The sequence below is a fragment of the Parabacteroides distasonis ATCC 8503 genome (genome assembly GCF_000012845.1).
Lineage (GTDB): Bacteria > Bacteroidota > Bacteroidia > Bacteroidales > Tannerellaceae > Parabacteroides > Parabacteroides distasonis.
Genome location: NC_009615.1, coordinates 4,302,173 through 4,316,670, shown reverse-complemented (window position 1 = coordinate 4,316,670; position 14,498 = coordinate 4,302,173). Strand labels below are relative to the sequence as shown.

11 protein-coding genes and 1 pseudogene are annotated in these 14,498 nt (G+C 42.0%); 1 reads left to right on the top strand and 11 read right to left on the bottom strand.

Annotated elements, in window-relative coordinates; translation table 11 throughout:
* Nucleotides 1-4 precede the first annotated feature (4 nt).
* From BDI_RS17625 to BDI_RS17580, 10 genes are all read right to left on the bottom strand, one after another.
* Nucleotides 5-562 (bottom strand): DUF3575 domain-containing protein, encoded by a 558-nt coding sequence (locus BDI_RS17625; RefSeq protein WP_005859412.1) that lies wholly within the window; start codon nucleotides 560-562, stop codon nucleotides 5-7.
* Nucleotides 563-604: 42 nt separating this feature from the next.
* On the bottom strand, nucleotides 605-892 hold the full coding sequence (locus BDI_RS17620; RefSeq protein ID WP_005867570.1) for an HU family DNA-binding protein: 288 nt from the start codon (nucleotides 890-892) through the stop codon (nucleotides 605-607).
* A gap of 222 nt (nucleotides 893-1,114) precedes the next feature.
* Complete coding sequence (locus BDI_RS17615; RefSeq protein WP_011967363.1) at nucleotides 1,115-1,696, bottom strand: PD-(D/E)XK nuclease family transposase; 582 nt, start codon at nucleotides 1,694-1,696, stop codon at nucleotides 1,115-1,117.
* Between the two features lie 766 nt (nucleotides 1,697-2,462).
* On the bottom strand, nucleotides 2,463-5,210 hold the full coding sequence (locus BDI_RS17610) for a DUF4906 domain-containing protein (RefSeq protein ID WP_041525619.1): 2,748 nt from the start codon (nucleotides 5,208-5,210) through the stop codon (nucleotides 2,463-2,465).
* Nucleotides 5,211-5,243: 33 nt separating this feature from the next.
* Nucleotides 5,244-6,200, bottom strand: coding sequence for a fimbrial protein (locus BDI_RS17605; RefSeq protein WP_009275397.1), 957 nt, complete (start codon nucleotides 6,198-6,200; stop codon nucleotides 5,244-5,246).
* 34 nt (nucleotides 6,201-6,234) lie between these two features.
* On the bottom strand, nucleotides 6,235-7,338 hold the full coding sequence (locus tag BDI_RS17600) for a hypothetical protein (protein ID WP_011967361.1): 1,104 nt from the start codon (nucleotides 7,336-7,338) through the stop codon (nucleotides 6,235-6,237).
* A gap of 256 nt (nucleotides 7,339-7,594) precedes the next feature.
* The gene (locus BDI_RS17595; RefSeq protein WP_011967360.1) at nucleotides 7,595-9,070 is read right to left on the bottom strand and encodes a fimbrial protein; all 1,476 of its coding nucleotides are present in this window, start codon (nucleotides 9,068-9,070) and stop codon (nucleotides 7,595-7,597) included.
* 54 nt (nucleotides 9,071-9,124) lie between these two features.
* The gene (locus BDI_RS17590) at nucleotides 9,125-10,252 is read right to left on the bottom strand and encodes a fimbrial protein (RefSeq protein ID WP_009016908.1); all 1,128 of its coding nucleotides are present in this window, start codon (nucleotides 10,250-10,252) and stop codon (nucleotides 9,125-9,127) included.
* 41 nt (nucleotides 10,253-10,293) lie between these two features.
* Nucleotides 10,294-11,205: a FimB/Mfa2 family fimbrial subunit gene (locus BDI_RS17585; RefSeq protein ID WP_005859428.1), complete on the bottom strand. Its 912-nt coding sequence runs from the start codon at nucleotides 11,203-11,205 to the stop codon at nucleotides 10,294-10,296.
* 42 nt (nucleotides 11,206-11,247) lie between these two features.
* Nucleotides 11,248-12,513, bottom strand: a complete 1,266-nt coding sequence (locus tag BDI_RS17580; protein WP_008779213.1) for a fimbrial protein — start codon at nucleotides 12,511-12,513, stop codon at nucleotides 11,248-11,250.
* Nucleotides 12,514-12,759: 246 nt separating this feature from the next.
* Between BDI_RS17580 and BDI_RS17575 the strand changes: the two genes are divergently transcribed.
* Nucleotides 12,760-13,908 carry a site-specific integrase gene (locus BDI_RS17575; protein ID WP_011967359.1) on the top strand — a complete coding sequence of 383 codons (1,149 nt, stop codon included), beginning with the start codon at nucleotides 12,760-12,762 and terminating at the stop codon, nucleotides 13,906-13,908.
* 103 nt (nucleotides 13,909-14,011) lie between these two features.
* Here the strand turns inward: BDI_RS17575 and BDI_RS17570 are convergent.
* Nucleotides 14,012-14,426 (bottom strand): annotated as a pseudogene (locus BDI_RS17570) (PD-(D/E)XK nuclease family transposase); the annotation flags it as partial.
* Nucleotides 14,427-14,498: the final 72 nt, after the last annotated feature.

Genomic DNA, 14,498 nt, shown 5'->3' with positions numbered 1-14,498 from the left:
TGGGTCATTTAATAAAGTAAATAATAGAAATAGCGGCTTTCGTAACCCCGAAATAATCTTTCGTATCGCTTTTCAATACGGTTCCGCAAGTGGCACAAGGATATTTATCATAATCCAGATGCGCCCAACCAATACCCAACACGGCTTCCATGCTCCACCGATCGCTTAACAACCACTGATAACCATAAGAGAGTCCGGCGCCATACAAATTACCTTGATAACGGTGATTCTCCATATTCTTGCTCAAGAACTTTAGGCCTCCAACATTGTAATCCGCATAATGCGCATGCAAGCCGAAGAAATGTCCATTAAACTTCTCACACAACCAATAACGAGCTTCTGGTTGTACCAGCCAATGTTTCATACGAGCCTCATCACCAAACTTCCATCCATTATAGTTGCCGGATAGATCCAGCGACCACTTTTTCGCCAAGCCAACCTCTACACCCAAATTGATCGTAGCAGTCGCATCATAGAGCAAGTTCGACTTCACCGCGAACTTCTGGCCGTAAACGCCTGTCGTAGCTACCAAGAGCAGGACTAGGAAAAGAATTCTCTTCATATCGAATATTTTTTCGTTTTTATTATACATACGTGAATGCCTTCACTTCGACGAGCTCGCATTCAACTGTTTAAGTAATAATTTACCGGGCTTAAACTTCACGCTTTTACGAGCTCTTATCATATAAGCCACCCCATTCTTAGGATTTCTGCCGATCCGTTCGGTTTGTTCCCAAGCGGAGAGCGTTCCAAAGCCCAATAGCATCAAAGAACCATCACTTTCCAAAGCCTCTGTCGTAGTCTCTTCCCAAGCTTGAACAAAGCGCATCGCCTCCGCTTGCGTAACCGACAATTTATCAGCCAATGTTTTCACGAGTTCTCTCCTATTCATCCCTTTCACTTTTAATTTGCATCACAAAAATAGATTATAACAATTCTTAGCACGATAGGTGTGAGTTTCAACTTTAAAGGGTAAACCTACCAACTATCCTTGATTGATAAGAACACCTATTCATTTCAAAGAAGGTGATAGGAACACCGATACTTTATAAAGACAGCAAGGGGCAGACTTGTGTAAGCCTGCCCCTTAGCTGTTATACCATATCATCCACATCTAACACTTAATCTCTTCCTTGCGAATGAGATTCTCCAGATCGTTTATCTCCTCCAAGGAAAGCCCCGTACATTGGGCGATCACAGAGGGATCCAAGCCGATTCTCTTTAAGTTCCAAGCAGTACGTAAAGCGGTCAAGCGGCTACCTTTCGCCTCAGCATTCTCCACCGCATACTCCATCGTAGCCTTCCAATCCCGATAGATCTTCAAGTTCTCGTCGTAGATGGCACGCTCCTGCGGGGTGAGGGCACCCAAGTTCGCCACGTCCAGCAAACGGCGGAAGTGGGCCTCTTTCTCCTTTAATGGGGACATATCAAACAGGTTCATATTTTTCAGTACATAAATTGTTTTTTCTAACGGAGTAACGCACTCCTCGTAACGCAAATCGAATCGCTCGAAAGAGATATAGATCTGTTTCAGCCGGATCCGCCCAAAAGTCTTACCTGTTTGCTCGTTTGCCAGAACCACGTCCGTTCGCCATGAAGGGAACTCGGGAAGGCTGAAGTTCAACAGGTAGATTCCATATACCGGGAGCAGGTCGTATTTCCACTCCGGGCCCTTCTCTCCTTGACGGGAGATCATACTGCATTACTTGCTTGTCTCCAAAGACGGCCTTGAAGCCGCTATCCAACATGATATTCACGTAATGTTCCATAGTTCGTATGGGTTTTGATTGATTAATACTTGACAACGTATCTATGTCGTAAAGGTAAGGACTATTTTCCGAATAAAAAATCTCGTCTAGATAAAATAAGCCATTCATATCACTTTAGCATCAAAGATCAACCTGTTAGCCAAACGGACATTATCTGATCCTTTTGATCAATATAAGACGCATATCGTGGCATTCCCTTTTAACGAAAGCCACACAATAAAGACATGGAGCGCCGATTTATTCATGCTTTAGGATAAAAAAGGACGGTTTTCAACGCACATTAGGAGGCAAAAGCCTACACATACGGTGGCGTTGGGCAACACCAACCGTGCTGTTGGGCATCGTAAGCAGTTGCGAATAGGGTTATAAGCGGTTGCGAATGGGCATTCTTGCACTGTTACACCCCAATCGTAAGCCTTGTTTTTCTCCTTTTCACCCTACTTGATATGAATTACGATGAACTAATTTAGCTAGGACGAAAGGGCATTTTTCAGCATCTACGTATATGATAAGCAATTACTGTTTTTTTCTTACGTATTTGGAGACAAGCCGTAGGTTGGGACGAAAAAAGGGATTCTCCGGGAGTTAAGGATACAAAGTGTCAAATTGATTTCTGTTAAATAGAGAGAGACGCAGCACGCTGCGTCTCTACAACTAGATATATTAAAGAATAGTTTTTCGTATGAATTGATTCTATTTGTAGTTATCTTTTATACAACGGATATAACCTCTATCGCCATCTTTCTTCACTAAAGAAACAGCTCCTCCTGCACGCAATTTATAAGCATGTTCTCCGGATTTACCACCTTGGGCTATACCACTATATGAAGTACGAGCTAAAATCACGTTAGCTTTTAAGTCTTTAAAAAATCCTTTGTCATATATAGATGAATATGCACTCGCATCAGTTCCAACCAGATAAATAACAGATAATTCCACTTGATTTGGCATATGCCAGCCCTTCTCACCCATAAGTTTTTCACACGGATTTTTAAGCTTCGTGCGATTGTTCCAGTTATAACCTGTCTGCGACAAAGCCCCTCTAACAATACTAAAAGACTTATAAACCCTGTTTATATCATTATCACGTTCATTATGTGGATCCAATTCTCCTCTAGAAGGAGCGGGCTTTAATGAATTTACATTCATATAGTCAAACGTCACGGTAACAGTAGCATCATCAGCAGAAGATATGCTGAAAAGCGTCTTAGGTGCCTTTACAGCCTCTAAATTAGTCTTATCCTCCCCTTTTTTATTCAAATCACGTACACAACGATAATTTCGAACACTTCCCAACGTATGTCCATCATCATCACCACCTATTGTAATTCCTTCTTCCGCCCAAAAGACAGTTTTTCCAGTTCTATCACTGGGTACATAATGATATTCAGGTGGGATGTTAGTCGTAAAATCTTCACTTTTCCAATCTCCTATATTAAAAAGAGAAGACTCCTCAGATAAAGAGGAACGCCCCAACCATAACGAGATATATTGCCCGGAAGAAGCTAGATACCATTTCGTTTCCGTTTGATCGATCTTACCATCTCCATTCTCATCTCTATTTCTTTGTAAACAGGCATAATACGCATTTCCAGTACCAGTACCGGTAATGATCTGGCTAGAGTTACTTTCTTTTGAATAATCTAAAAAAGTACTCCAATTCCCATTATTTAACTTTGGCGGTAGATTTAAACGGCCATAAGACATATCCTTAATTTTACTTGGATTACTTGAAGTACTAAACAACCCCGTCTCGTTTACGGTCTCAATACCCCAAGCATTATAATCTATCCCTTTATTTAAATCGTACACCGTCTGGATAGAACGCTGTCTGATCACGAACAAGGCATCCGAAGTAAGGGTACTATTTCCTCCTGATGTCTGTTCCTGTGTTTTATCCATAATAAAAAATTCACGATCAAGGGTATTCACGAATTTAGGCCACTCTATGCTTTGATAATAATACTCATTCACAAAACAAACAAATTCAATAAAATCCTCGTTCGTTGGAGATAGAGCAGAGTTTTCCCCCTTTGCCCATTTATTTAACTCTCTCAATAATTCTTCAACACCTAGCACCCCCTCCCCATTCGCAGGATACTTATAGTATTCTTTTGCAGGTACATCCTTAAGCGATTTAAAAGAAACCCAATTTTTTGATTCTTCATTTTTTAAATCTTTAAACTCTGTCAATTGGAAATCAGTTAAAGGATCTTTTACATAAGCTTTTAAATCCGTAGTCTTAAAATCTGTTTTACTGAACCGGATTTTTCTTACCTCAAAATGAGCGTCTAATAGCATTGATCTTCCTTCTCCCGAAATCGTAACATCTCCTTCTTGCCGCCAAACATTACTATTATCAGCAGTAACTTCCGTCATTATACTGTTAACCCCTCTTACCTCGATATTGTATGTATAATTCGTATTACGATTGGTTGAGAAATCTGTATGATCAACCCCATCGCCACTCCCCGCTCCTAAACCTAAATGGACGCAATATACAACTTCCGCACTGGTTTCTTTCCCATCACCCTCTTTTTCGTAATAAGAACCTTTTAGCAACACATACGTAGCAGGCTTATCAACATATGTGAATTCTCGTTGTTCTGGAGTTGAGCGTCTTAAAGAACCCTTCGATAGTTGTTCTCGGGCATCTGCGGTATTACAGCCCTCTTTTCCTGTAGCTATATTTTCAGGCATATAGAAAACGACTACACCTATATCTTTGGATATGGTCAGTTCCGGTGTTGAATAACTACCCATCGCCCCTAAGGTAGCATTTTCCCATACGCTTACCTGCTTAGGAACTTCACAAACTTGGTAACTATTCAAATGGAACTCCCGTCCCTCTGCCACCGTAATCTTAAAGCTCACCTTGGCCGCTACTCGCTTTAAGATAATTCGGCCTTTCTCTACTAACGTCCCGTCCTCTTTGACCGTACAATAATCTTGTGTATCATCATCCTTTTTCCATAATCCACTCACCAATGAAGTCGTATTCGCGAACTGGACCGCATTATCACCTCCAATATCCGCTAAAAGGGATTTCAACTCCGATTTTGAGGGATTCTTTGTCAACCACTCCTCCAATTGTTCCGAAAGTCCCGGAAACATATCATAGTTCACATTCGCTATCGCAAAAATCTGTTGCTCTCCAGACTGAGTAGAGAAAGATATAGTAGTTCCAGAAAGGTCCTTATACTTTTGAGCGGCTAAAAACTCATCAGTACTCTTTTTAAAAGAAAACACATATAAATCAGAAACATCACTATCCAAAAAAGACTTCGTCTCAATCTGATCACTAATACCCGCCCCCACAGATAATTTCACTACTGTAGGAATACCTTCTTTCACTTCTGTTCTTTGAGTCAAATACTCATCATTCGCACAAGCACCCAAGATCAACAGTCCTAATAAAAAAATAATATATCGTTTCATCATCTTGTTTTTTTTAGCAATTAGACATCCATTCTATTATTCAAAAGGGTCAAGTGTGACTTCCTTGTCTTCAACATTTTCTAAAACCCATTCTATTTCCGTAGAAGATTTTAAACCTTTTATCCTATAGTAGTTACCCTTTATAAATTTATTGGCAGGAAAAGGGTATTCCTTTGGCTCTACTCCGCTTTGCACACTCAATATAACCTCTTTAAACGCATCACTAATTTCATACGTATAAAACGTAACTGGCTTAGTCGTAGGATAAGCCAAATCCGAGAAAGCTCCATTCTCTACAGCAGACGTATTAAAAATAGTGATCTTCGAACTAGCATTTAAGCCAGCCACTTTCGTTAATGAGAATCCTTCTAGTAACTCGCCGTTCTCTTTCTTATAAACCCCCGTATATTCTATTTTAGCGCTAAGCTGAATCAATGAGACTGTTACAGGCGCATTATCCTGATTATATTTTAAGGTAGTTTCCGATTTCCCGATTTTCACCAATAGGGAAGCTGTAACAGGTCCTTTTGCTATTGTTTTTGCCGTATAACTATTATCCACACCATCATAGGTGGTTAAGTTATCAAATGGCGAATTATTCGCATTATTCGCATTCGCCACGACCAACACCGATACCTTTTTGTCCTCCTTACCGAAGGTACGTACACCCTCCAATTGTAATTCATAGCCGGATAGATTACCGATAGTTTTCATTTCTCCCAAATCCTTTGAATAGAAATTCTTAAAATAGATACGTTTACCATCCTTATCGAAAACAGCCACATGACAATTCTGAATCGTAAGCTCCTCCGTTGTGGCATATGTGTAATTAGGATCCGATGCTTTTGTCTGCATATCCCCCGTCAATAAAACCAAAGACATATCAAAAGACAGCTCATCCGTATCAAAACCGATCGGTACCTCAGAGGAACAAGTGGACAACCCTCCCAATAGGGCCACTATCAACATAAATAAAACTACATTAAATCTCATAACTCTATATTTTTATTTATTACCCTATTATTCCTTAGAATGTAAACTCTAGCTCATGATCTTTATTAAACACCCAATCCTGTGTCACACATTTCACAGTTACATCGACAGCAGCATTCGTAAGCTTCACCGTCAACTTATACAGATAACCGGCCCATACTTCTGCCTTAGGATCAGAAGCCTCACTCAAACGGGATTTTATCGGGAAACTACAACTTCCTGTTTCTCCATTATTATACACATAATCAATCTTCAATGTTGTTGGCTGACTAGATGAGGTATTTTCATAGCTATACAAACGTTCTGTAGTGCCATTAACGGATTGCATTCCGTATAATTTCTCACCAGAAGAAACCTCACCCGCTACTTGACCTATAGTCTTAGAATTCAGCAAAGATAAACCTTTGATTTCCACATTATCATACTCAGTCCCATCAGACTTTAGAATCTTAAACTGCTGCAACATGATAGCCGCCGTACGTTGGATAAGTTTTACCTCGACAGGGGTATTAGCGGGTTGATCCAAACCCAGAATCTTCTCGGATATGTTCACGTAGACACCTCCTTTATTATCCGGGTAGGTTCCTCCATCTCCCTTTGCTATTTCAGTTTCCCCTACTTTTACAAAAACATTAGGAACCTCAACCAAGGTCTTACCCTTTAAATCCGCATAAGAAATCTGGCTAGCTGAAGCTAAGCCATATTTGGATACGGACGCTGCCGCATTCGCGATTACCACGATCTTGAGATCCGTACGCTCTGATTTATCTTTTGGAATCTTAAAAATTAGGGATTCGCTTATCGATCCGTTCGAGGAATAATAAGAAGTTAAAAAGTCCCCTACATTCTTAGTCTTGGAATCATACTTAAAGATAGCGATGTAACAATCAGAAACAGATCTCTCATCCTTCGTCATATTCTCCTCCGTTCCGTCAGTTGGCCCAGTAAGTTCAGAGCTTTTCGTAGTAACATTCGAATTCCCTACAAGGAGAGAGAGATCTAATGAGGCATAAAGCTCTGTGGCATCGATACCTGCAGGTCCTTTCGTATCCACACCACTCAAAATATCGTCTTCCATGGAGCAGGACACTCCAATACAAAGGAAGCATAATAATGCTAGTATATTCTTTATTTTCATAATGGATTGAATTTTTCTCTTGTTTTACGCTAGCAAAATTAGAGGAATCCATTATTCGGCACGATAGGCGTAACTTTCAACTTTAAGGGGTAAAACTAGCATATCAGAAAATGCTTTTTGGGGGTGTGGTTAAAGCTATCTTAGGCGATAGGGATACCTATGCAGGGCGCAAATCCATCCATCATAGGACAAAAAACGGAGTCCGGAAATTCCGAACCCCGCCTTTCGCTGTTTATTTAAATATAAAATAGCCTATTCAATTAACATCATCCTCTGTTTGCGTGATGACTTTCCAAGGCTCAACCTTAATACTGAAACTGATGCAAGCATTTAACTCACTTGTGTCAGGGTCTTTAGAGCCTTCACCGGTTATCGTAGCATATATCTTATAGATAGTATTACGTTGTACACCGATAACAACACTTGTCGCATCTTGTTTAATCGGTATACGGTAGTAGCGATCTCTTTTAACCACATCATTACCGAGTCCTTCCGTTTTTCCATTTGGATACCAATTGCCTCGAAGAATTAACATGGTCTGTATTTTTCCAGATGGAGAATCACCTTTATCCGAATCTGAAGGCATCGATTTATCCCCCTTCATTTCAAACACATAAAATTGAGGCATCTCTTTATGAGCTTCATCCCCATTAACTGTTTTATCATCAAACAAGAACCAACTTTTACCATTATAATTTATGGAACCATCCTCATTCATATTTGAGGCATGATCATGACCCGTCATTGCGATATCTATCCCCTTATCCATTTGCTTATGCAAAGCCTTTACATCTGTAGTACCAGCTACTAAAAAATAATCATCTCGGTGATAACTACAACCATGAGAATAAGTGGTAGCTTTATCCAAACTATACGGTTCTGCGTCAGCATAGATAAGGGAAGTATTGCTAGCGTTGGCAATATATACATCTGTCAACTCAAATGATGCGTTAGCATAATTGTTCCTGAAGTCGCAATCAATAGCTTGAAGTTGGACACGGGCTACATGGCGAGTTAAGGAAATATTATCAGCCGAGTTCTCCACAGGATAATAAGCTTCACCCTCAGTCCATTGGTCGCCGACTTTAGTGATTGTCGTATGACTGGAGCCTATATTAGCTTGTTTTGTATTTTTAACAGACTGATCATTAGCTATTACCCAATTATCGTAATCCGTCCCTGCCACAAGCCTACCGATTGTGACAATCTGGCTAAACATCGGGACATAAGTAGCTTGAGTTGACGCATGTACATCCGCAAAACTTACGATATTCGAAAGCTTGCCGTTCGTTATATCCCCCCATGTAGAAGGAATTTTATCAAGCACTGTATTCGCGAAGATCACCACTTTCAATTGCGTAGAAGAAACTTCACCTGCCGCCGTAGCCTTCACTTTAACAACGATATCTTCAATCGTTCGCAACTTTTTAGAGTCGGAAGCTTCCACTGTTTTCATGGCCGCAAATTTATCGTTAGCCGCATCATCGTCATTATCCGCATAAAATAAATAAGCGGTCAGGCTCTTTATAAATTGCTCGTTATTACTGCCATTTTCTCCTGCATCAGCCGCTTTTGTCTGTATCCCATCCAAAGCCGTAGCGGTAAGAGAGACGTTCGCGTCTATCATCTGATAGTTCTCTTCCGGTATCTCGATGCCATTCGAGCTATCGTCCGAGCAGGAGGCGAAAGCGCATGCGGCGAAGGAGGCTAATAATAAATGTCTTAGTTTCATATCCTTATGTTTTTTCTTGTTTATACTAAATTTCATTCCCTATGATTCCATTACTTAGTCTATTACCGGATGTTGCATTACCGGGCCCCAGCCTACTACCTGCACGGCTATATTCAAGTTGGTATCTACCTCGGGTTCCGGATCCGGACCTGGGCCCGGGTCTGGCGTTACGGGAATATTGTCGAAACTTTCGCCGTCAAAATAAATACGGAGACGGTAAACGTAGTTGCGACGGATGAAATTATGATCATAGCCGTTCTGCAAGCCACCCGCATTGATCACCGCCGTGAAGATTTTCGTATGGTCCTGATAACTGGAATTTCCCCGTAAGGTAGCTTTTACGGCGATCATCGTGTGATCGTCGCTTTTCATATTTTCCATTACATAATGAACGAATGGCGTATTGGATATCGAAGTGCCATCATTTACCAACAGATCCTCGAACGAGGTATCTTCCGAATTTCGCACGGCATCGGGAGCCTCTGTCTCTCCCCAATCCGCCTCACTGAAATAGTAAGACTTTGTCTTCATATTGTAGATACCTACCGCATCGATTCGCACCTCACGTCCGGCGAACGGCGTTCCGGCAAAACGAGTGGATATATTCACCAAATCAATACGTGCGGCTACACGGGTCAAAAGGATCGGGTCGGAGATGCCATCCACATTCTGATCGCCAAGATCCGTATATCCTAAATAGTTATCTTCCTCAGATAAAGCGGATTTTGTAACGATCACTTGACTACTCATCGTTAGGTTCGTTTGCGATTGCGAGGAGAGGTCTACCAAGCGAGTCTGGAACTCATCGTAGGTAGAAACGGTAGATAATAAATCTCTCGGTACGTTCGCCAAGACAATGATCCGTGCCCGGACAGCCTTCGTTGTCGGCACATCGGCTATTATGGCGGAATGTTCCGCCCCGGAAAGAGCCTCCCATTTATAACCGAGCAGTTCCGTACCGGTCTCATTAAATACTACCACTGCCAAATTATTGATATAAGCCTCACCCTCCAACTCATTCACGTCATTGGGGTTATAGGCTTTCGTAGCCGTACCGGACGCCTTGACAGCGACGGACAGCTTAGCGCCTTCCAAGGGAAGAACCGGATCCTCATCTTTAGAACAACTCACACAAGCGAGAATCGCCAAACCGGATAAAAATATGTTCGCTAATAATTTCATGTTCGTATCGTATTTCTTAATTATATATGATGAGGTACCCTTTAATGCATCGGAATATCTTCTTCCACTACTCCCCAAGGACGAACGGTTGCCCGGACGGATAAGGTTCCGCCCTCACCCCATTCAAGGATCAGATGGGTATTCTCTCCCGCGCTCGTATAAATAGGATCACCATTCTCGTCTACCTTGGCCGAGCCTAACGAGACTCCATTGGCGCTTATCGACACAGCCATATCCTGTCCCGGACAAGCGGTTTGCATAGTAGGGGTTATCCATTCAACCCCGGACTCGTTCCACGCACCTTCCGGATTATAATATACGCTATCGCCAATCTGCGTGCCACGGTAATCAAAACCACTTAATGTATTATTCAAGTAGAAGTCGCAATCCACGGAACTTCTCAACCCCATCCTGCCGAGTTGCTCTTGCAACCCTCGGGTCTCGATCGTGACCGTACCCACTTTCGGACGAATCACGATCTCAGTCTCCTTCGCTACGCCTCCGGCTTTTGTCAACACTTGTTCGCTACCATAATAAAGGCTGTCCGGGGTAACTGCCAAACCATCTTGGCTTTTCAACATCACTTTCAAGTCCTCTATGGTCTGGGCCTCCGATACGGATTGCTTTTCACCCAAGGCATTCACGTTGCCCCATGCCACGATACGTAAACTACGATCGGCGGTATAGCCATCCAAAACAATCTCATTGCGAGAACGGATAAAGTTCTTATCCAAGCGACGTTTCTCCAAGTAATTCAGATTCTCGTCGAATATATACAGATCGGTAGATTCCATCCATCCGTATTCCGTTATATCGTCTCCCTTGATATTCTCGACCTTCAGTTTGAGCGTATAGCATTGATCCAAATCCTCCTTGATGCAGCTAGTCGCTATAATAGCGAACAAAGCCACAACCAAGAGAAGCAATTCCTTTGTAAACAGTATGTGTTTCATAATCCTAATTTTTTCTTATCAATTATTTTACCCTATATTGCTTTATTCTACTTCCTCATGGATAGTCTTCACGTTCCATGGCTCCACTTTCACGGATGCGCTCACATTGGTGGAGATCATCGGGTCGTATGGGATCTCGGAACCGGGGCCGATAATCGTTAAAGAGATCTCGTATTTGTAGTTACGTTGGACGTAAAACTTACTCCTTTTTTCCGTGCCATCAATCGTCACTTCTTCTCCGACAGGAATCGCATAATAACAATTCTCTTTCGTAATAGATTCTTTCGCACCTTGCGGGAGATAGGTATAATCACCTTTTACGATCAATAAGGTATGGTTGGCATAAGCCTCATTGACGTTAGATTCACCGGACTTCACCTCACCCTTTGTATTCTCGTAAACATAAAATTCATGATTCAAGGCTGGATCATTCTCAACATGCTTCTTTGCCAATGCGTCATATTTCGTCTGGAGTCCTTTTTTGTAAGAACCTTCGTCGATATTATTCGGAGACGTTAGAAATAGTAGACCTACCTTATAATCTAAGTATCCAAAATGGGTATCTCCAAAAAAATCTTTCTCGATCGTCCCCCACTCCTCAGTAGAAGCTACGCTTGATACACCTTTCGCACTAGCGATAAAGACCTCCTTCAAAACGAAGGACTTACTTTCATAATTCGCATTTTCTGGATTACCTATGTCTGCACCAGCCAAAGCGATCGAAGCGACATCTCGAACCAAGGGAACCGGGCCTGCGCCATAAACTTCCTTACCAGAAATATCTTTTACCGTTATATCACCAACCTCATCATCATAACCAATATAGTTGGTCGTATTTGCCACTAATGTCACGTCAAGCACTTTACTACTCATCGTCAAGCCTTTTGTCAAAGTCTCGTCAGACAGATTGATTGTTGTTTCAATAAAGTCAGTTATATCCTTAGCCTTTGCCAATTCGGTTTGGATAACAGGAGCAGCGTTCGCCACAACCACTACATGAGCTTCACCCGCATACACTTCTTGCGGACCGACATCCTTTGTCCCATCAGAGTTAGGAGTAGCATCTTTTGTATATATCACACTCCATCCATCAACTCCAAACACCCCAACCGTTAGCGTATTCACGTCCGCATCCGTTGGAGTAGTTTCTCCGGTCTTCGTAACCGCCCCCTCCTCACTCTTGATAGCCAAAGCTAGTTGAGCTTTCTCCAAGACAGGAGCCTTTGGAATTTCTATTTCATTATCATCGGAACAAGCGGCAAATCCGCATAGCACCAACGATAAAAGAATGTATTTCTTGAATCTCATAGTATAATATTTTTTGTTCTCACATTAATATGTGACAAAAATAGAAAGGATATATCGTGGTGCTGATAGGCAGAACTCTCTATAATAAGAGACAAATGTATCAATTTCATAAAAGTGATAGGTTTCCCTACCTTTTGCAACTTTCACCTACAAAAACAGGCTCAATCCGTGTATTTTATGCTACCGGGGTGGTACTCGGATCATCCTAGTAACAAATATACATAATCACTTAAATTCAGCAAAATCATGGCAAGAAAAAAGAATGAGATGAAAGCGAAAGAGCCCGTAAAGCTCCGGTTCAAGAAACTGTCGAACGCAAACCTGTCCATATATCTGGACATCTATTACAAAGGGAAGAGGTATTATGAGTTCCTCAAGCTCTACCTCACCCCGGAACGTTTCCCTGAAGACCGTGATAAGAACCGGATCACTTTGCGCTTGGCCAATAGTATCAAGGCACAACGGATCATTGATCTTCAGAACGAGATTTACGGTGTCCGTATGATAAACGGGCTCGGGAAAAAAACACTTTTAGAATTCCTCTCGGAATTGTCCACCGATAAATCTGCGCATGGCGACAAAGCCTATTCTCTACGATTAAGAAGTCTGGCCAATCATCTTAGAGACTATATGCCGCAATGCCTGCTTAAGGACATAGATACCGGTTTCGTGAAAGGTTTCATCGCTCACTTGCGTAAACAACCCTACCTCAAAAGCGACTTCACGATTCACGGTTATTACCGGCTCCTGAATGTCACACTCAATAAGGCGGTCAAAAAAGGACTGATCCTCTCGAATCCTTGTGGTTCGCTGGATACAGACGAAAAACCCCACAAACCTACCAGCCTGCGTACTTATTTGACCCTAGAGGAACTAAAGAGGTTAATCCGGACAGATTGCGTATGCCCAGAGGTAAAAAAGGCTTTTCTGTTCTGCTGTTTCTGCGGACTCCGGATCAGCGACTTGACCGCTCTTAGATGGGAAGATATGCAAAAAGAAGGAAATGATAAATTCCGTTTACAAATCATACAAAGAAAGACGAAAGAGGCTATTTATCTCCCATTGTCCGAGGAAGCGATAAAATACCTTCCCGCAAGGGAGAATGAGAATGACAATGACAGGCTCGGCTTGATATTCCATCTACCTAGCCTCACGATTATATGTCAGGTATTAAAAGGCTGGACTTTAGCCGCCGGCATCAAGAACAAGAAAGTGACCTTTCACGTAAGCCGCCATACTTTCGCCACTCTTTCACTAGCTCTTGGCATTGACTTGTATACAGTATGTAAATTACTAGGACACAAGAACATCATCTCCACACAAGTATACGCGAAAATCATCGATGCTAGTAAAAGACAGGCAATAGACCGGTTTAATGGCGTATTAGACGCATGAGACGGATATTACTTCAGATTCGTATGGCACGGATCAAGAAAGATACTTCTCCCCAAGATCCGTGTCATCCGCTATAGTTTCAGTCCGCAACTGGCTTATCAGATCAGAGACTTTGTATTATTTCCAACGAAAGCCCCGTGCATTCGGCGATTAATGAAAGATCGACACCGGCTTTCTTCATGTTACGAGCGTTGCGTAGGGTAGCCAAACGCTCACCTTCTGCTTTACCTTTTGTTTCCGCCTCCTCCACGGCGTACTCCATCGTGGCCTTCCAGTCACGGTAGATCTTCAGATTCTCATCGTACGTCGCACGCTCCTTGGGGGACAAGGCATTCACATTCGCTACGTCGAGCAAGCGTCGGAAGTATGCCTCTTTTTCTTTAAATGGGGACATATCAAATAGATTTCATATTCTTCAATACATAAATTGTTTTTTCCAGCGGAGTCTCGCCCTGACGGGAGATCATACGGCAAATGTAATAAAAACCTCGATTAAAGAAGTAACGTTGAGGGTAATTAATACTACTGAGTTGTTACTTCCCTTCACACAACAAAAGCCTAATCAACTAAAGAACAACCCCCTATAACCA

Excerpts from the sequence above, each read along its gene's own strand:
- BDI_RS17625 (WP_005859412.1), bottom strand. The coding sequence starts at position 562 with ATGAAGAGAATTCTTTTCCTAGTCCTGCTCTTGGTAGCTACGACAGGC.
- BDI_RS17620 (WP_005867570.1), bottom strand. The coding sequence starts at position 892 with ATGAATAGGAGAGAACTCGTGAAAACATTGGCTGATAAATTGTCGGTT.
- BDI_RS17615 (WP_011967363.1), bottom strand. The coding sequence starts at position 1,696 with ATGATCTCCCGTCAAGGAGAGAAGGGCCCGGAGTGGAAATACGACCTG.
- BDI_RS17610 (WP_041525619.1), bottom strand. The coding sequence starts at position 5,210 with ATGATGAAACGATATATTATTTTTTTATTAGGACTGTTGATCTTGGGT.
- BDI_RS17605 (WP_009275397.1), bottom strand. The coding sequence starts at position 6,200 with ATGAGATTTAATGTAGTTTTATTTATGTTGATAGTGGCCCTATTGGGA.
- BDI_RS17600 (WP_011967361.1), bottom strand. The coding sequence starts at position 7,338 with ATGAAAATAAAGAATATACTAGCATTATTATGCTTCCTTTGTATTGGA.
- BDI_RS17595 (WP_011967360.1), bottom strand. The coding sequence starts at position 9,070 with ATGAAACTAAGACATTTATTATTAGCCTCCTTCGCCGCATGCGCTTTC.
- BDI_RS17590 (WP_009016908.1), bottom strand. The coding sequence starts at position 10,252 with ATGAAATTATTAGCGAACATATTTTTATCCGGTTTGGCGATTCTCGCT.
- BDI_RS17585 (WP_005859428.1), bottom strand. The coding sequence starts at position 11,205 with ATGAAACACATACTGTTTACAAAGGAATTGCTTCTCTTGGTTGTGGCT.
- BDI_RS17580 (WP_008779213.1), bottom strand. The coding sequence starts at position 12,513 with ATGAGATTCAAGAAATACATTCTTTTATCGTTGGTGCTATGCGGATTT.
- BDI_RS17575 (WP_011967359.1), top strand. The coding sequence starts at position 12,760 with ATGGCAAGAAAAAAGAATGAGATGAAAGCGAAAGAGCCCGTAAAGCTC.